We start from the raw sequence: 16,307 nt of genomic DNA, 5'->3' as shown, positions 1-16,307 counted from the left end.
AGGCCCCGGCGGCTGAATGAGTTAGGGTACTCACCTATGACGGAAGTACCTGACACCGTGGTCTGCCCGGGTTGCGATGCGGTCTACAGCCGCACGCCGCTGCAGCCGCGCGACGTGGCGCACTGTCCGCGCTGTGGCACCGAGCTCGACCGGCACCCCGGCCGGCAGGAGCGCCGCATCCTTCCGCTGACGGTGGCCTGCCTGATCATGTTCGCCATCGCGAACCTGTTTCCCATCGTCGAGATCGAGCTTCAGGGCCTGCGCAGCCAGACCACGCTGGCCGGTGCGGTGGTAGCGCTGGGCGCCGAGGGCATGTCGGTGGTGGCGCTGCTGGTGCTGGCCACGACCATTCTTTTTCCCTTCCTGCAGCTGTGCATCCTCGCGTACCTGCTGGTTCCGCTGAGCCGCGAGCGGCGGCCCCTGGGCTTCGCGCTGCTGGTGCGGCTGATGCAGTCGCTGCGGCCCTGGGGAATGATCGAAGTGTTCCTGCTCGGCGTGCTGGTGGCCATCGTCAAGCTCTCCAGCATGGCGACCGTGGTGCCGGGCGCGGCGTTGTGGGCCTTCATGGCGCTCACGGTCATGCTGACGGTGGTGCTGTCGTTCAACCCCGGCGCGTTCTGGGAGATGACGTTCCGCCCGAAGGGCGAGGCGCAGGATGAAGGAGCGCCGGCCTCATGAAGCTTTTCGCCTTCCCGTGGCCGCGCGAACCCCGCGAGGCCGACGATACCCACGACCTCCACGACGAAGACGCGCACGTCCCCACCGCCGCCTCGCTCGGCCTCACGGCCTGCCCACACTGCGCCGCCGTCTGGAAGAACGCCGAGGAGGGCGAGGCCTGCGGCCGCTGCGGCACTCGCCTGCACACGCGCAAGCCGCAGAGCCTGAACCGCACCTGGGCCCTGCTGATCGCAGCGTGCATGATGTACATCCCGGCCAACCTGCTGCCGGTGATGATCACGCGCACGCTGTTCGGCACGCAGAACGACACCATCCTGAGCGGGGTGATCTATTTCTGGGTGTCGGGCGCCTACGGCCTGGCAGCCATCGTTTTCATCGCCAGCTTTCTGGTGCCGCTGTTCAAGCTGGCGGTGCTTTTCCTGCTCGTGGTGCTGGCGCAGCGCGGCAGCACCTGGCGCCGGCGCGAGCGCGCGAGGCTGTATCACATCATCGAGGTCATCGGCCGCTGGTCGATGCTCGACGTGTTCGTGGTGTCGCTGCTGACCGGGCTGGTGCAGATCCAGGGTTTCGCGGTCATCACCGCGGGCGTGGGCATCGCGGCCTTCGGGTCGGTGGTGGTGCTCACGATGCTGGCCTCGCTGAGCTTCGACCCGAAGCTCACGTGGGACAGCGAGGTTGCACAGGGACATGAAATCAGAGACGAGAAACCAGCATGAGTGAAGAAGACCAACCCCAGGACAAACCGGCCCCCCCGCCCGCATTGCCCAAGCCGCGCGTGGTGCGCCGGCGCGAATGGCTGCCCTCGCTGATCTGGCTGATTCCCATCGTGGCCGCGCTGGTCGGCATCACGCTGGTCGCCCGCATCCTGCTGGAGCGCGGGCCCGAGGTGGTGCTGACCTTCAAGACGGCCGAGGGGCTGGAGGCCGGCAAGACCGCCGTGAAGTACAAGGACGTGCAGATCGGCCTCGTCACCCACCTGCGGCTGGCGCGCGACCGCTCGCACGTGCGCGTGCTGGTGCAGTTCAACAAGGACGCCAAGGGCTTCACCGCCGCGGATTCGCGCTTCTGGGTGGTGCGGCCCCGGCTCGACACCTCGGGCATCTCGGGGCTCAACACCTTGCTGTCGGGCGCTTACATCGGCGCCGACGCGGGCGTATCGGAAGACACCGCGGGCGAGTTCACCGGGCTCGAGACCCCGCCCATCGTCACGCGTGACGACTCCGGCAAGCAGTTCCTGCTGCGCGCCAACGACGTGGGCTCGCTCGACGTGGGCTCGCCGGTGTACTTCAGGCGCGTCAAGGTCGGGCAGGTGGCGGCCTACGAACTCGATGGCGACGGGCGCGGCGTGACCATGCGTGTCTTCGTGAACTCGCCCTACGACAAGTTCGTGGGCATGAACACGCGCTTCTGGCAGGCCAGCGGCATCGACGCGCAGCTCAGCGCCAGCGGCTTCACGCTGCGCACGCAGTCGCTGGCGACCATCCTGCTCGGCGGCATCGCCTTCCAGGCGCCCGACGACGCAATGGGCCCGGTCGCCAAGGAGAACGCCGCCTTCACGCTGGCGCAGGACGAGTCCGCCGCCATGAAGGAGCCCGACGGGCCTTCGCAACCGCTGCTGATGTACTTCAACCAGTCGCTGCGCGGCCTGACGCCGGGTGCGCCGGTGGATTTCCGCGGTGTGGTGATCGGCGAGGTCAAGTCGATCGGCGTCGAGTTCGACCGCGCCGAGCGCGAGTTCCGCATGCCGGTGCTGGTGCAGGTCTACCCCGACCGGCTGCGCCGCCGCGCGGGCGAGAGCGGCACCGAATCGCGCGCCACCCAGCAGGAGCGGCTGCGCTTCCTGGCCGAGAAGGGCCTGCGCGCCCAACTGCGCAGCGGCAACCTGCTGACCGGCCAGGTCTACGTGGCGCTCGACTTCTTCCCGAAGGCGCCGCCGGTCAAGATCGACCTGACGAAGAACCCGGTCGAGCTGCCCACGGTGGCCAACAGCCTCGACGAGATCCAGTCGCAGGTGCAGGAAATCGCGACCAAGCTCAACAAGGTGCCGTACGAGCAGATCGCGGGCGACCTGCGAACCACGCTCGCGGCGCTCAACAAGACGCTGACCACCACCGAGCAGACGGTGAACCGCATCAACAACGACGTCACGCCCGAGCTGGCCGCGGCCATGAAGGACGTGCGCAAGACCGTGAACTCGGCCGAGCGCACGCTGGCCGACGACTCGCCGCTGCAGCAGGACATGCGTCAGACGCTGCAGGAGCTGACTCGCGCCGCGGGCTCGGTGCGCGTGCTGACCGACTACCTCGAACGCCATCCCGAGTCGCTGCTGCGCGGCAAACCGGACGACAAGAAATGAAGAAGAACCTAGCCTTCCTCGCGCTGGCGGCCCTGCTTGCGGGCTGCGCCAGCAAGCCCGACAGCTACTACACGCTGGCCAGCCCGGTGGCCGCCGCCGAGGCTGCGCCTTCGACGCTCGGCAGCGCCGCGCCGCTCTACATCGAGCTCGCGCCCGTGGCCGTGCCCGAGCGCTTCGCGCGGCCGCAGATGGTGGTGCGCCAGCCCAACGGCAGCGTGCAGGTCGAGGTGCTGGAGCAGCACCGCTGGGCCTCTTCGTTCGAGAACGAGCTGCGCGATGCGCTGGCCAGCGGCATTGCCGGGCGGCTCGGCGCGCTGGATGTGACCAAGGGCGGCCGGCAGGGCTCGCAGCCGGTGTGGCGCATCGCGGTGCAGCTGCGGCAGTTCGACGCGGTCGATGGCGGGCGCGTCGATGCCAGCTTCGACTGGACGCTGCGGCGCTCGGACGAGGCACGCACGGTGGTGTGTCAGCTGGACCTCGGCGAGGCCGTGGGCACCGGGATGGACGCGGTGGCGCAAGGGGCGCAGCGCGTGGCGTCGGCGGCGGCCGCAGCGATGGCGCGCAGCTTGAATGCGGCGCGTGCGAATCCGTCGGCCACGGTCTGCGCGACGACCTGACCTCGTCTTTCTCCCTCCCCCTCTGGGGGAGGGCTGGGGTGGGGGCGCGACGGCGATCGATCGAGCATGGCGTATCGTGCGGGGGGCAGCCCCCATCCCAACCTTCCCCCAGAGGGGGACGGAGCAAAACGGAATCCAATCGACGGAAATCCCATGGCACAGATCGGCAAGGCTCCTTGCGACGACGCGTTGATCCTGCATGGCGCGCGGGCGGAAGAGGGGACCTGCCCCGAGGCTTCCAAGCCCTGGGTGCTGGCCGCGGCCGTCGTGGGGTCGAGCATGGCCTTCATTGACGGCACGGTGGTCAACGTGGCGCTGCCGGCTATCCAGGCCGATCTGCAGGCCACGGCGTTCCAGGCGCAATGGGTGGTCGAGTCGTATGCCTTGCTGCTGGCGGCGCTGCTGCTCGTGGGCGGCGCGCTGGGCGATCGCTATGGCCGGCGGCGCATCTTCGCGATCGGCGTCGGCATCTTCGCGCTCTCTTCGGTGGCCTGCGGGCTCGCGGCGACCGTGCAGCAGCTCATTGCCGCGCGGGCGGTGCAGGGCATCGGCGGCGCGCTGCTGGTGCCGGGCAGCCTGGCGCTCATCAGCGCGTCGTTTCCCGAGAAGGAGCGCGGCAAGGCCATCGGCACATGGTCAGGCTTCAGCGGCATCACGGCGGCGGTGGGGCCTGTGCTGGGCGGCTTCCTGGTCGATCACTTCTCGTGGACCTGGGCCTTTTTCATCAACGTACCGATGGCGCTGCTGGTGCTGTGGATCGTGTGGCGCCACGTGCCCGAGAGCCGCGGCGCATCGGCCACCGGCAGGCTGGACTTCTGGGGCGCGCTGCTGGCGACGGCCGGGCTTGGTGGCGTCGTCTATGCCTTCATCGAGGCGCCCACGCAAGGCTGGGGTTCGCCGGCCGTGCTCGGGGCGCTGGCCCTGGGTGTGTTGGGCAGCGCGGGCTTCATCGCCGCCGAGCGCAAGGTGCGCACGCCGATGCTGCCACTGGCCTTGCTGCGCATCGGCAACTTCAGCGGCGCGAACCTGCTGACCCTGCTGCTTTATGCGGCGCTGGGCGGCGGGCTGTACTTTTTTCCGCTCAACCTGATCCAGGTGCAGGGCTACTCGGCCACCGTGGCGGGCGCGGCGCTGTTGCCTTTCATCTTCACCATGTTCGCGCTCTCGCGCTGGGCCGGACAGTTGGTCGACCGCTTCGGGCCGCGCTTGCCGCTGGTCATCGGGCCTTCGATTGCGGCGGTCGGCTTTGCGCTCTTTGCCGTGCCGGGCGTTGGCGCGAGCTACTGGAGCGGCTTCCTGCCGGCCGTGGTGGTGCTTGGCTTTGGCATGACGGTGACGGTGGCACCGTTGACCACCACCGTCATGAACTCGGTCGGGCCGGATCTGGCGGGCGTGGCTTCGGGCGTGAACAACGCCGTGTCGCGCGCGGCGGCGGTGCTGGCGATTGCGGTGTTCGGCGCAATCATGGCCTGGGCCTTCGACGTTGCGCTGGAAGAGCATCTGCGGGGCATGGGCGCTTCGGCGCAGGTGGCGGCTTTTCTCGAAGGCGAGCGCAGCAAGCTGGCGGGCGCGGCGCTGCCGCCGGGCGTGGATGCTGCCACGGCGGCAGCCCTCAAAAGGGCCGTGGCCGAATCCTTCGTGGCGGGCTTTCGTTGGGTGATGCTGCTGAGCGCGGGGCTGGCTGTGCTGAGCGCGGTGAGTGCCTGGCTGATGATCGGTGCGGAGCCTGCGGTCAGGCCGGCCACGGAGAAATAACTAGGGCGGGTACGGAGGCGGGACTCGACGAAGTCCGTTACCTTCGTTGTGCGTTGGCGGAAGTGCCGGCGTATTCCGCGTGGCCGCCAATGCACGCGGGGGAGCGACTCGAAAAACATAAGACAGAAGGGGGAGATGCCATGAGCAGAATCAGCGACGTGGCCAAGCGGGCAGGCGTTTCGAACAGCACCGTATCGAACGTGATGAACGGACGCATCGATCGCATGGCCAAGGAAACGCTGGCGCGCGTCGAGGCCGCCATCCGCGATCTGAAATACCGGCCCAACACCTCGGCGCGGCAGCTCAAGACCGGGCACACGCCGCTGATCGGCCTGCTGGTGCCGTCGATGGCCAACCCCATGTACGGCTTCATCGCGCGCGAAGTCGAAACGCTGGCGCAGGAGCGCTACGGCTTCCGGATCATGATCGGCAACACCTACCGCGACGCCGCGAAGGAAGCGCATTTCTTCGAGGACCTGATGGCGCACGGCGTGCGCGGCGTGATCATCATCTCGTCGCTGCTCGACGAGCAGCACGTCGAGGCCGCCGCCGAGGGCGGGCTGGTGGTGGTCAGCTACGACCGGCGCGCCACGCCGGGCATGGCCTCGGTCATCGACCACGTGACCGTCGACAACTTCGAGACCTCGCGCCTCGCCACCCAGCACCTGATCGAGCAGGGACATTTGCGGCTGGCGTTCGTCACGCCCTCGGGGCGCACCATGAGCCGCAGCGAAAAGGTCGACGGCTTCCTCGCTGCCGTCCGGACTGCGGGTCTCGAAGGCAGCGCCCAGGTGGTCGAAGGCATGCCGGTCGACGAGTACGGCGATTCGATGATGAGCGAACTGGGCCGCGCGCAGGCGGTGCTGATGGCGAAGTCGAAACAGCGCCCGACCGGCGTGATCGGCGTGAACGACCTGCTCGCCTTCGGCCTGATGGCGGGTTTTCGCGACACCGGGCTTGCGGTGCCGCAGGACGTGTCGGTCATCGGCATCGACAACGTGTTTCTATCGACGCTGATGTATCCGGCCATGACTTCTGTGCGCGTGCCCGTGCCCGAGATGGCGCAGGTGATGGTGGAGCGCGTGATGAACCGGCTGTCGGACCCGTCGATGCCGGCGCAGGAGTTTGTCTTTGCGCCCACGCTGGTGGCACGCGATTCGGTCGCGGCGCCGCTGCGCGGAGAGTCGCCAGCCGGACAGGTGCTTTTTTCATGACCACGGTTTTCGTCAGCCATCCGCAGAGCAAGCTCGCGCACTATTTCGGCGATCGGGCCTCTGCCGCCTTGGAGGCCATCGCGCAGGTGCGCTTCAACCCCACGGACACCGATCTTTCGTCGGCCGACCTGGCCGAGCAGGCGCGGGACTGCGACGCCATCGTTTCCTACCGCCAGACGGTGGGCGACGAGGCGCTGTTCGCCGCGCTGCCGCAGTTGAAAGCCTTCGTGCGCTGCGCCATCGACATCCGCAACATCGACGTGGCGTCGGCCAGCCGGCATGGTGTGCTGGTGACGCAGGCGAGCGCGGGGTTCGTTCCCGCCGTGTCGGAATGGATCGTGGGCGCGATGATCGACCTGGGGCGGCACATCAGCGCGTCGTCCGAGGGCTACCACGCAGGCCGGCCCGTGGCATCGACAATGGGGCGCGAACTGCGCGGCAGCACGCTGGGTGTGATCGGCTACGGGCAGATCGGCCGCTACCTGTGCGGCATCGCGCTGGCGCTGGGCATGCGCATCGTCGTGCACGACCCGCACACCGCAACCGGTCGGGCCGAGTTCGCACAGGCGACGCTCGAAGCGCTGCTGGCGCAAGCCGACTTCGTGGCCTGCCTCGCGGCGGCCACCGGTGAGACCGAGAACATGATGAACGCCGCGGCCTTCGCAGCGATGCAGCCGCATGCCTTCTTCATCAATGCATCGCGCGGCGATCTGGTGGATGAAGACGCGCTGCTTGCTGCGCTCGATGCAGGAGTCATTGCCGGCTGCGCGCTGGACGTGGGCCGTGCACCCGACCAGATGCCGTCGCTGCGCGTGGCGGCGCACCCGCGCGTGATCGCCACGCCGCACATCGGCGGACTTACGCCGCCGGCCGTGGAGCACCAGGCCATGGAGACCGTGTCGCAGCTGGCGGAGATTTTCCAGGGCAGGGCGCCGCAGGGCGCGGTCAATGCGGCCGAGGCATTCCGCTGGCGGCAGGCGTTCGGCGTGGGGGCCTGAGCCTCGATGGGAACTTCCCGCTGACAGGCGCACACGGGTTGACAAGGTCCTCCTGCCGATTTGATACTGAACCCTCTGGTTCATCATTCAAGCGAAGGAGACCCCATGCAAAAGATCGTTCCCTGCCTCTGGTTCGATGGCAACGGCGAAGAAGCGCTGAATTTCTACACCGCGATCTTTCCGAAATCGCGCGTGACCGACAAGCTGCTCTGGGGCGACGTCAACCCCGCCAAGAAGGGCTCGGTGCTCACCGCGACCTTCGAACTCGAAGGGCAGGAGTTCATGGTGCTCAACGGGGGACCGGAGTACAAGTTCACCCCGGCCATCTCGATGCTCGTGAAGTGCGAGACCCAGGCCGAGGTCGACTACTACTGGGACAAGCTGCTCGAAGGCGGCGGCCAGCCGGTGCAGTGTGGCTGGCTCACCGACCGCTACGGCGTGTCCTGGCAGGTCGCGCCCATGCCGATGATCCGCATGTTCCAGGACAAGGACCCGGCCAAGGCAGCCCGCGCGATGCAGGCGATGATGAAGATGGTCAAGCTCGACATCGCCACGGTGCAGAAGGCCTTCGACGGGGAGTGATCCGCCGCCGCCGGCGGCTATACCAGCCGGCGGATTCCCTTCTTGCGCCACACCAGCTGGTAGTACGCGGTCTGCAGCAGCAGCATCGCGCCGAAGGTCACCGGGTAGGCGATCCAGATGCCGTTCAGGCCGATGCGATGGCTCACGAGCCAGGCCACCGGCACTTCTATTCCGAGGATGCAGAGGATGGAGATCAGCGTAGGCACCAGCACCGAGCCGCTGGCGCGCATGATCCCCGACAGCGCCGCGGCCATGCCGAAGATCACCAGGCTCCACAGCATGATGTGCAGCAGCGTCTGCGCGATCTCGAGCACCGGTGCGCTGGTGATGAAGAAGGCCATCAGGTGGCGCGAGAACAGGTAGCCCAGCAGCACGAGGCCGCCGGTCAGCACGAGGTTCATCAGCAGCGCCGTCTTCGCGATGGCGCCGAGCCGGTCGGCACGGCCCGCGCCGATGGCCTGCGCGCCGAGGATCGACGCGGCGATGGCGATCGAGATGGCCGGGAACTGCACGTACGCCACCACCTGGTTCACCGCGCCGTAGGCCGCGGTGGCGCTCGAGCCGTAGCTGTTGACCATCGACAGCAGCACCACCTCGGCCAGCGCGACCACGATCATCTGCACGCCCGTGGGCACGCCGATCTTCAGCACCGCCTTCAGCAGGTGCGGCTGGATGCGCAGGTTGCGCACGAACGCCGCGTCGGGCGCGAGCGGGCTCTTGCGGCTGCGCAGCCGGAAGCCGAGCCAAGTGGTCGCCACCGCGAAGGACAGCACCGAGGCCCACGCACCGCTGGCCACGCCAAGCTGCGGCAGGCCGCCCCAACCGCGGATGAGCGCGGGCGTGACCACCAGCCCGATCAGCGTGGAGATCAACAGCGTGAGCAGCGGCGTGACGGTGTCGCCCACGCCGCGCAGCATGGCCGTGACGAGCAGGAACACGAACACGCCCGGCATCGCGATCAGCATGATGCGGGCGTAGCGCGTGGAATCGGCCAGCACATCGGGCGGCGTGCCCAGTGCGGCCAGCATCGGCGTGGTGAAAGCACCGCCGAACACTGCGATCACCAGGCCCATGAGCACGCCCACCGTGAGCGTGGTGCCGGCCACGGCCTTGGCCTTGTCCACGTCGCGCGCGCCCCAGGCCTGGCCGATGAGCACCGAGGCGCCCGCGCCCAGGCCGATGATGAAGGCGATGAAGAAGAACATCACCGGGAAGAAGCTCGACACGGCCGCCAGCGCGCCCACGCCGAGCATCTGCCCCACGTAGACGTTGTTGAGCGTGCCCGAGAGCGACTGCAGGATGTTGCTGAGCAGCATCGGCGCGAGGAAGAAAAGAAAGACCTTCCACAGCGGACGCGTTGCGCCCACTGGCGCTACGGACACGCCCTGAGGGCCGCTCCGGCCGGTTGCGGAAGTCTCGGGGGTTGCTCTCATGCGGGGGTGCTCCAGCCGGCGGCTGACAGTTTTTGAAGATGGGAGCGCAGGTCCACGGGCCAGGCGTCGATGAGTCCCTCGAAGCGATTGCGCTCACCGGCGAACAGCGCGCGCGTGGCTTCCTCGAAGCCGGGCAGGGCGCCGGCAATCGCGGTCATGAAGCGATAGGTGGCCTCGCGCGAGGCGCGCACGGCGTCGCGGTCGGCGTTGACGCGGCTCGCCTCCTGCACCAGGCGCCGCAGCGCGACCGATGCGCCGCCGGGCTGTCGGTTGAGCCAGTCCCAATGGCGTGGAAGCAGGGTGACTTCGCGCGCGACCACGCCCAGCTTCGGGCGGCCTACGCCGCGGGGCGTGTCTTCATGGGCCTCTGCACCGGCGGCGTGCGGCACGAGGCCGGCCCGGTTGTGCACGTCGAAGTCGAGCGGCTCGCCGGTCTGCTCGTTGAACACGAGGTAGGGCGTGTCGTCCTTGCGCTCGCGCAACTGCGCGAGCACGTCGGCGGTGCTTCCCTGGGCAATGCACTTGAAACCGGCGAAAACGATCAGGTTGGTGGGTGGCGTGTCGGAGGGCATTGTTCTTTCTTCCGGTCCGTTCGAAACGAGGTGCGTAATCTACCCGTTGAACGGCTCAGGTGTTTGGTGTGTCGTCGAGGCAAAGCGCAAGAAGCGCGGCGTTGATTTGCGGCAGGCTTTTTCGGCCGCCGGGGCGGATGGCGTGTTGTAGCCCTTCTCGCCGTCGCATTGGAGTTCTTCGCGCCAGAGCGCGAGGAGTTTCTCGAGTTCCGCCGCGCGGTCGAAGGTTGGGTCTTCGCTTTCCTTGACCCGGTCGATCACCTCGAAGGTGAACCGATTGGCGCCGTGCGCGATCCAGTCCCGCCCGAGCGCCTTGTTGCGGTGCGAGTGCAAGTTCAGCTCGAAGCGGGCGCGGTTCATGGCGCCTTCGACGTCGAGGCTGCCGGCCACATAGATGCGGCCGGTCAACCCGTTGCGAATGACGAAGACGCCGGCGGGGCGCGCGGTTTCCTTGTATTGACGGGAGATGGCTCGCCGGCTTTCTGGTGAGAGGTTCATGCTTCAAATATTACCCGGGTTAAATGTTGATGGCAATATACCCGGGTAAAAATAACTGCTCAACCTTCCCTAAGCCGACGCCAGCCGCGCGAGATGCGCCGGTTCAACGCCCGCACCACGCGCCAGGGCCGGCTCTGGCGAACGAGGGTGAGCACATGGTCTTTCCATGCCTTCCATCGCGGATACCAGCGGGCGAACCACGGAATGCGCATCAACGGCCCTTCGACCAGCTGGAAGATCCGCGCGACGATGGCCGTGCCCACCAGCTTGGCCAGCACGAGCACGGTGAGGGCGCTGGCCGCATGGCCGCGGCTGAAGAGAAAGAGCGCCAGTACCTTGACAGGCAGCAGCAGCACAACCGGCACGAAGAAAGCCAGCAACGCGCCCCAGGGCGGCAGCCGGCGCAACCGTTCTTCGAGCGCTGCCCAGAAGGGCAGGCGGGACAGGCGCGCGGCGAGCGCAGCCAATGGCTCCCAGCCCCACTCCTCGAAGAGCAGCACGGGAACGACGAGCACGATACCGATGGCACGGAGCAGTGCGCGCAGTGCGCGGGCGAGTGAGGTCATCCGCGAAGGGTAAGGCAGCACGTGCCCCGGCCACCTGGAACGCTCCGCCTGTTGCAAGGCCGTTGCCGGTTGTCGCGGCCACGCTGGTTACCTGGCCCTGCGCGTTCGCCGAACCGCTTGCCGTCTCGCCGCCGATCCGAAGGCACGGGAAGCAGACCGATGCTCGCCCGATCACGGGACGATCCGGCCATCGGTTATCGGTCAGTGGCGCGTTTTAGGGGCTTTCGCCATGACCGGAATGCAGTTTCCGGGTCGGGAAACCAGCCAGAGATGTCTCACGCTGGGTAGTGCAAGGCTATGACGAAAGTAGTGGTTTGCTTCCTCTCCGCTGGCTTAGGAAGGCGTCCTTTCACGCGACGCCAACATGGAAATTACAACTTTCAGTTGACATCGAAAATCAATGGAAACAAGATGCAACCAAAGTAATCAAAAAAGCCGAAACTCAAAATCTGAGTAGAAATGGATTAACTTTTCGACACGAACAAAGTGCATTAATTGTCACAAAGGGGCTGGAATGGAAAGCGATCTCGACATTTCGTTGACGGAAACAGGGAATGGGGCTAAGCACTATGCCAACCCCGGTCAGTTTGGCGGGCTGCTCGCGCCGTCCGCCGACACGCTCCCGTGGCCCGATTTTCTTACCGGGCAGCACACCAAACCCGTGCGCGTCCTGCTGGTGGACGATGACCCCTTCGTGCGTCGCGTCATCGCCCAGGAGTTGCTGGGCGACCTGCGCATCCAGCTCGAGGGGCAGGCCGGCACCCTGCGCGAAGGGCGACGATTGCTGATGCAGCATGAGTTCGACGTGCTGATGGTCGACATCCGCCTCGGTGACGGGAGTGGATTCGAGCTCATCGAAGAGGCCAAGCGGCATCGCAGCGCGGCGGAGATCATCGTCATCTCGGCACTCGAGGACGAACCCCAGGTGCTGCACGCCTTCGAGCTTGGCGCCTCCGGCTACCTCGTCAAGAACGCGTGGTTCCAGAGCTATGCCCAGGCCGTGCTGCAGGTGGTGAATGGCGGGGCCGCCATCACGCCGCGGCTGGCACGCCGGCTGCTCGTGCACCTCGATCACAAGCGCTCCAACGTGAACCCGGTGCGTCCCCCGGAGAGCAAGGCGACGTTATCCACGCGCGAGCGCGAAGTGTTACGACTTGTGGCGACGGGCTACGTAACCGAAGAGATCGCGCTGCAGCTCACCATCAGCGCCCAGACGGTGAATGCGCATGTGAAAAACATCTACCGCAAGCTGCACGCCCATACCCGCGCGCAGGCCGTGAGCTTTGCCTCCCACCGGGGGCTCCTGTAGGCCATGCCATGCTGTCGCCGCAGGTCCTTGATTTGCCGCACTTTCTGGAAGACCAGTTCGTGTGGCTGTCGATCGGCTCGTGGGGCGTGCTGTTGATGTGGCTGCGCTTGCGCATCTCGCGCAGGCGTTTGCTGATGTGGGCTGGCCTGGCGGCGGCGCTGCATCTGACCCCGGTGACCGCGCAGGTGATCCGGGCTGCATCGGCCGCCAACTTGATGGGGAATGACATGCCATTCACATTTTGGGCAATGCAGGCGCTGAACCTGGGAGTGCTTGCCACGGTCGTCGGCATCTGGCTCGTTTCCCGGCACCGCGCGGAAAGCCACGGGCCCTCGCAGGAGGTGATGATCGAGCGGCGGCGCATCGCCCACGACCTGCACGACGGGGTTGGCTCGCGGCTGGTGGCGCTGCTGGCCAGCCAGGACCCCCGCTTCAACGGGCCAGGCAGCCTGTCGATGGCCCTGCAAACCTGCCTGCTCGAACTCCAGATGACGGTGGACGACCTCGACGACCAGACCTCCGCCACCGTCGTCGAGCGGCTGGCCCATCTGCGCTACCGGCTGCAGCCTGCGTTCGACCGGCTCGGCATCGCGCTGGTATGGAACATCGCCAGCGAGACACAAACCCACTCCGTGCCGCCCGAGACCGCAATGCAGATCTGCCGGGTGGCGCAGGAAGCGCTGTCCAATGCGCTGCGGCACGCCCGTGCGACCCGCGTCGAACTGCGCTTCGGCATCCAGGTCCACCCGCAGGGGCTGGTGCTGGAGGTGCACGACGACGGCCGCGGCCTGGGGGCTGCCCGCAGTGCCTCTTCCGCCTCGATGGGCAAGGGCCTGCGCAGCATGCGCAACCGGGCCGACGCCATTGGCGGCGAACTGACGCTGGCGAATATCGTGCCCCGTGGACTGTGTGTGCAACTGGTGGTTCCAAGCCGGGCGCAGGCCGGCACCCGGCCCGAAGCGGAAAGCATGCTGTAACGCGCTCCGCCGGGCGGCCCGGCCGGGCACCGTGCGCCTATGGCAAACTTCCGCGCTTTGCCAGGGACGCGCTCAAGCATGCAGAAAATCATTCGCCAGCTCGCCGCCGAGATCAAGGTCGGCGAGAACCAGGTGAAGGCCGCCGTCGAACTGCTCGACGGGGGCGCCACGGTTCCATTCATCGCCCGCTACCGCAAGGAGGTCACTGACGGCCTCGACGACGTGCAGCTGCGAGAACTGGAAGCTCGCCTTTCCTACCTGCGCGAACTTGAAGATCGCCGCGGCGCCGTGCTCAAGGCCATCGACGAGCAGGGCAAGCTGACCCCCGAACTGCGCGCCGCGATCGAATTCGCACCCACCAAGCAGGAGCTCGAAGACCTGTATCTGCCGTTCAAGCAGAAGCGCCGCACCAAGGGCCAGATCGCCCGCGAATTCGGCATCGAGCCGCTGGCCGACAAGCTGCTGGCCGACCCCATGCTGGACCCGGCCGTCGAAGCCAAGGCCTTCCTGCAGCCCGCCACCACGCTGGACGACGGCAAGCCGGGCCCCGATTTCTCCACCGTGCCCCTCGTGCTCGACGGCGTGCGCGACATTCTTTCCGAGCGCTGGGCCGAAGACGCTGCTCTGGTCCAGGGCCTGCGCGAATGGCTCTGGAACGAAGGCCTGCTCAAGTCCAGCCTGATGGCCGGCAAGGACGAGAACAACGCCGACGTCGCCAAGTTCCGCGACTACTTTGAATACGACGAACCCATCGGCCGCGTGCCATCGCACCGCGCGCTGGCCGTGTTTCGCGGCCGCGCGCTCGACATCCTCGATGCAAAGCTGGTGCTGCCGGTCGAGCCCGAACCGGGCAAGCCGAGCATCGCCGAAGGCCGCATCGCCTTGCACCTGGGTTGGAGCCATGCGGGCCGCCCGTCGGATGACCTGCTGCGCAAGTGCGTGGCCTGGACCTGGCGCGTGAAGCTGGCGCTGTCGACCGAGCGCGACCTGTTCACCCGCCTGCGCGAAGATGCGGAGAAGGTGGCCATCAAGGTGTTTGCCGACAACCTGCGCGACCTGCTGCTGGCTGCGCCGGCCGGACCGCGTGTCGTGATGGGCCTTGACCCTGGCATCCGCACCGGGGTGAAGGTGGCCGTGGTCGATTCCACCGGCAAGCTGGTCGAGACCGCCACCGTGTTCCCGCACGAGCCGCGCAAGGACTGGGAAGGCTCGCTGCACACGCTGGGCAAGCTTTGTGCCAAGCATGGCGTGAACCTGATCGCCATCGGCAACGGCACCGCCAGCCGCGAAACCGACAAGCTGGCCGCCGACCTCATCAAACTGCTCGCCAAGATGGCCGCGCAGGCCGGCGCGCCGGAAATCAAGGTCGAGAAGGTCGTGGTGAGCGAGGCGGGCGCTTCGGTGTACTCCGCCAGCGAATTCGCCTCGCAGGAAATGCCCGATGTCGACGTGAGCCTGCGCGGCGCAGCCTCCATCGCGCGACGTTTGCAGGACCCGCTGGCCGAACTCGTGAAGATCGATCCCAAGAGCATCGGCGTGGGCCAGTACCAGCACGACGTGAACCAGAGCGAACTCGCGCGCACGCTGCAGGCCGTGGTCGAAGACTGCGTGAACTCGGTGGGCGTGGACCTGAACACGGCCAGCGTGCCGCTGCTGTCGCGCGTTTCGGGCCTGTCGGGCAGCGTGGCCAAGGCCGTGGTGCGCTGGCGCGAGGCCAATGGTGCATTCGCCACCCGCAAGCAACTGCTCGACGTGACCGGCTTCGGCCCCAAGGCCTTCGAGCAGAGCGCGGGCTTCCTACGCATCCGCGGCGGCACCGACCCGCTGGACATCACCGGCGTGCACCCGGAAACCTATCCGCTGGTCGAGCAGATCATCGTGAAGACCGGCAAGCCGATTGCCGAGCTGATGGGCCGCGCCGACATGCTCAAAACGCTCAAGCCCGAGCTGTTCGCCAACGAGAAATTCGGCGTCATCACGGTCAAGGACATCCTGGGCGAACTCGAGAAGCCGGGCCGCGACCCGCGCCCCGACTTCAAGGTGGCGCGTTTCAACGACGGCGTGGATGACATCTCCGACCTGGCCGAGGGCATGATCCTCGAGGGCACCGTGAGCAACGTGGCCCAGTTCGGCGCCTTCGTCGACCTGGGCGTGCACCAGGACGGCCTGGTCCACGTGAGCCAGCTGAGCCACAAGTTCGTGAACGACGCGCGCGAAGTCGTCAAGACCGGCGACATCGTCAAGGTCAAGGTGATGGAAGTGGACGTGGCGCGCAAGCGCATCGGCCTGTCGATGAAGCTCGACGCGGCGCCCGCGCGCCGCGACGGTCCGCGCGACAACCGCTTCGAAGGGGCAGGGCGCGGCCAGCAGCAGCAAGGCCGGCGGGACAACTCGCCGCAGCCGGCGGGGCAGATGGCCAGCGCGTTTGCCAAGCTGCAGGGGTTGCGCAAGTAACGGTGCGCCTGCGCATTCCAGATTGATAGGTGGTCGCCATGAAAACCTGGTCTGTACAGAAAGCTGAAGCCCGGTTCGGCGAGCTTCTCGAAGCTTGCCTGGTGGATGGGCCGCAGATGATCACCAAGCACGGTACCGAGACCGCCGTGCTCGTGCCTGCGGCGTGGTGGCTGCGATCGAACGCAGGCGCCGAGCACTCACTCAAGGAGTTGCTGCTCTGCGCCGAGGCGCGTACCGAGTTCCTCGTCCCGCCGAGGGGTGTCGCGCGCCGACGCCGCGTCGCGCTACTTCGCTGAGG

General features: G+C 67.1%; 16 protein-coding genes. 12 read left to right on the top strand and 4 right to left on the bottom strand.

What is annotated here, in order from left to right; genetic code table 11:
• The first annotated feature begins 36 nt into the window (after positions 1-36).
• From ASD05_RS22035 to ASD05_RS22000, 8 genes are all read left to right on the top strand, one after another.
• A complete protein-coding gene (locus tag ASD05_RS22035; protein WP_056597115.1) occupies positions 37-678 on the top strand; it encodes a paraquat-inducible protein A in 642 nt (213 codons plus the stop codon).
• On the top strand, positions 675-1,394 hold the full coding sequence (locus ASD05_RS22030; RefSeq protein WP_056597113.1) for a paraquat-inducible protein A: 720 nt from the start codon (positions 675-677) through the stop codon (positions 1,392-1,394). The genes ASD05_RS22035 and ASD05_RS22030 overlap by 4 nt, the downstream gene beginning before the upstream one ends.
• Entirely contained in the window at positions 1,391-3,034 is a 1,644-nt protein-coding gene (locus ASD05_RS22025) for an intermembrane transport protein PqiB (RefSeq protein ID WP_056597112.1), read from the top strand. Before ASD05_RS22030 ends, ASD05_RS22025 begins: the two co-directional genes overlap by 4 nt.
• Complete coding sequence (locus ASD05_RS22020) at positions 3,031-3,651, top strand: membrane integrity-associated transporter subunit PqiC (protein WP_056597110.1); 621 nt, start codon at positions 3,031-3,033, stop codon at positions 3,649-3,651. The genes ASD05_RS22025 and ASD05_RS22020 overlap by 4 nt, the downstream gene beginning before the upstream one ends.
• 153 nt (positions 3,652-3,804) lie before the next feature.
• Positions 3,805-5,406 (top strand): MFS transporter, encoded by a 1,602-nt coding sequence (locus ASD05_RS22015; RefSeq protein ID WP_056597108.1) that lies wholly within the window; start codon positions 3,805-3,807, stop codon positions 5,404-5,406.
• 140 nt (positions 5,407-5,546) lie between these two features.
• Complete coding sequence (locus tag ASD05_RS22010; protein WP_056597106.1) at positions 5,547-6,620, top strand: LacI family DNA-binding transcriptional regulator; 1,074 nt, start codon at positions 5,547-5,549, stop codon at positions 6,618-6,620.
• Entirely contained in the window at positions 6,617-7,618 is a 1,002-nt protein-coding gene (locus ASD05_RS22005; protein WP_056597104.1) for an NAD(P)-dependent oxidoreductase, read from the top strand. The genes ASD05_RS22010 and ASD05_RS22005 overlap by 4 nt, the downstream gene beginning before the upstream one ends.
• Before the next feature lie 105 nt (positions 7,619-7,723).
• Positions 7,724-8,200, top strand: coding sequence for a VOC family protein (locus ASD05_RS22000; protein WP_056597103.1), 477 nt, complete (start codon positions 7,724-7,726; stop codon positions 8,198-8,200).
• 17 nt (positions 8,201-8,217) lie between these two features.
• Here ASD05_RS22000 and ASD05_RS21995 read toward each other — a convergent pair whose 3' ends face one another.
• The 4 genes from ASD05_RS21995 to ASD05_RS21980 all read right to left on the bottom strand — a co-directional run bounded on the left by ASD05_RS21995 (position 8,218) and on the right by ASD05_RS21980 (position 11,269).
• Positions 8,218-9,633 (bottom strand): MATE family efflux transporter, encoded by a 1,416-nt coding sequence (locus tag ASD05_RS21995; protein ID WP_056597101.1) that lies wholly within the window; start codon positions 9,631-9,633, stop codon positions 8,218-8,220.
• Positions 9,630-10,205, bottom strand: a complete 576-nt coding sequence (locus ASD05_RS21990; RefSeq protein WP_056597100.1) for a DUF2239 family protein — start codon at positions 10,203-10,205, stop codon at positions 9,630-9,632. Before ASD05_RS21990 ends, ASD05_RS21995 begins: the two co-directional genes overlap by 4 nt.
• A 39-nt stretch (positions 10,206-10,244) precedes the next feature.
• On the bottom strand, positions 10,245-10,613 hold the full coding sequence (locus tag ASD05_RS21985) for a GIY-YIG nuclease family protein (protein ID WP_235508056.1): 369 nt from the start codon (positions 10,611-10,613) through the stop codon (positions 10,245-10,247).
• 149 nt (positions 10,614-10,762) lie between these two features.
• Positions 10,763-11,269, bottom strand: a complete 507-nt coding sequence (locus ASD05_RS21980) for a hypothetical protein (protein ID WP_056597098.1) — start codon at positions 11,267-11,269, stop codon at positions 10,763-10,765.
• Between the two features lie 514 nt (positions 11,270-11,783).
• Here ASD05_RS21980 and ASD05_RS21975 point away from each other — a divergent pair.
• From ASD05_RS21975 to ASD05_RS21960, 4 genes are all read left to right on the top strand, one after another.
• A complete protein-coding gene (locus tag ASD05_RS21975) occupies positions 11,784-12,578 on the top strand; it encodes a LuxR C-terminal-related transcriptional regulator (RefSeq protein ID WP_007827664.1) in 795 nt (264 codons plus the stop codon).
• Positions 12,579-12,586: 8 nt separating this feature from the next.
• The gene (locus tag ASD05_RS21970) at positions 12,587-13,555 is read left to right on the top strand and encodes a sensor histidine kinase (RefSeq protein ID WP_056597096.1); all 969 of its coding nucleotides are present in this window, start codon (positions 12,587-12,589) and stop codon (positions 13,553-13,555) included.
• 78 nt (positions 13,556-13,633) lie between these two features.
• On the top strand, positions 13,634-16,009 hold the full coding sequence (locus tag ASD05_RS21965; RefSeq protein WP_056597094.1) for a Tex family protein: 2,376 nt from the start codon (positions 13,634-13,636) through the stop codon (positions 16,007-16,009).
• 38 nt (positions 16,010-16,047) lie between these two features.
• The gene (locus tag ASD05_RS21960; protein WP_056597092.1) at positions 16,048-16,305 is read left to right on the top strand and encodes a type II toxin-antitoxin system prevent-host-death family antitoxin; all 258 of its coding nucleotides are present in this window, start codon (positions 16,048-16,050) and stop codon (positions 16,303-16,305) included.
• The last annotated feature ends 2 nt before the right edge of the window (positions 16,306-16,307 follow it).

Source organism: Variovorax sp. Root434 (assembly GCF_001426595.1).
In the GTDB taxonomy this organism is placed as follows: domain Bacteria; phylum Pseudomonadota; class Gammaproteobacteria; order Burkholderiales; family Burkholderiaceae_C; genus Variovorax.
This window is presented reverse-complemented; position numbering and strand designations above follow the sequence as displayed.

Excerpts from the sequence above, each read along its gene's own strand:
- ASD05_RS21970 (WP_056597096.1), top strand. The coding sequence starts at position 12,587 with ATGCTGTCGCCGCAGGTCCTTGATTTGCCGCACTTTCTGGAAGACCAG.
- ASD05_RS22010 (WP_056597106.1), top strand. The coding sequence starts at position 5,547 with ATGAGCAGAATCAGCGACGTGGCCAAGCGGGCAGGCGTTTCGAACAGC.
- ASD05_RS22015 (WP_056597108.1), top strand. The coding sequence starts at position 3,805 with ATGGCACAGATCGGCAAGGCTCCTTGCGACGACGCGTTGATCCTGCAT.
- ASD05_RS21975 (WP_007827664.1), top strand. The coding sequence starts at position 11,784 with ATGGAAAGCGATCTCGACATTTCGTTGACGGAAACAGGGAATGGGGCT.
- ASD05_RS22035 (WP_056597115.1), top strand. The coding sequence starts at position 37 with ATGACGGAAGTACCTGACACCGTGGTCTGCCCGGGTTGCGATGCGGTC.
- ASD05_RS22020 (WP_056597110.1), top strand. The coding sequence starts at position 3,031 with ATGAAGAAGAACCTAGCCTTCCTCGCGCTGGCGGCCCTGCTTGCGGGC.
- ASD05_RS21960 (WP_056597092.1), top strand. The coding sequence starts at position 16,048 with ATGAAAACCTGGTCTGTACAGAAAGCTGAAGCCCGGTTCGGCGAGCTT.
- ASD05_RS21990 (WP_056597100.1), bottom strand. The coding sequence starts at position 10,205 with ATGCCCTCCGACACGCCACCCACCAACCTGATCGTTTTCGCCGGTTTC.
- ASD05_RS22030 (WP_056597113.1), top strand. The coding sequence starts at position 675 with ATGAAGCTTTTCGCCTTCCCGTGGCCGCGCGAACCCCGCGAGGCCGAC.
- ASD05_RS21965 (WP_056597094.1), top strand. The coding sequence starts at position 13,634 with ATGCAGAAAATCATTCGCCAGCTCGCCGCCGAGATCAAGGTCGGCGAG.
- ASD05_RS22005 (WP_056597104.1), top strand. The coding sequence starts at position 6,617 with ATGACCACGGTTTTCGTCAGCCATCCGCAGAGCAAGCTCGCGCACTAT.
- ASD05_RS21980 (WP_056597098.1), bottom strand. The coding sequence starts at position 11,269 with ATGACCTCACTCGCCCGCGCACTGCGCGCACTGCTCCGTGCCATCGGT.
- ASD05_RS21995 (WP_056597101.1), bottom strand. The coding sequence starts at position 9,633 with ATGAGAGCAACCCCCGAGACTTCCGCAACCGGCCGGAGCGGCCCTCAG.
- ASD05_RS22025 (WP_056597112.1), top strand. The coding sequence starts at position 1,391 with ATGAGTGAAGAAGACCAACCCCAGGACAAACCGGCCCCCCCGCCCGCA.
- ASD05_RS22000 (WP_056597103.1), top strand. The coding sequence starts at position 7,724 with ATGCAAAAGATCGTTCCCTGCCTCTGGTTCGATGGCAACGGCGAAGAA.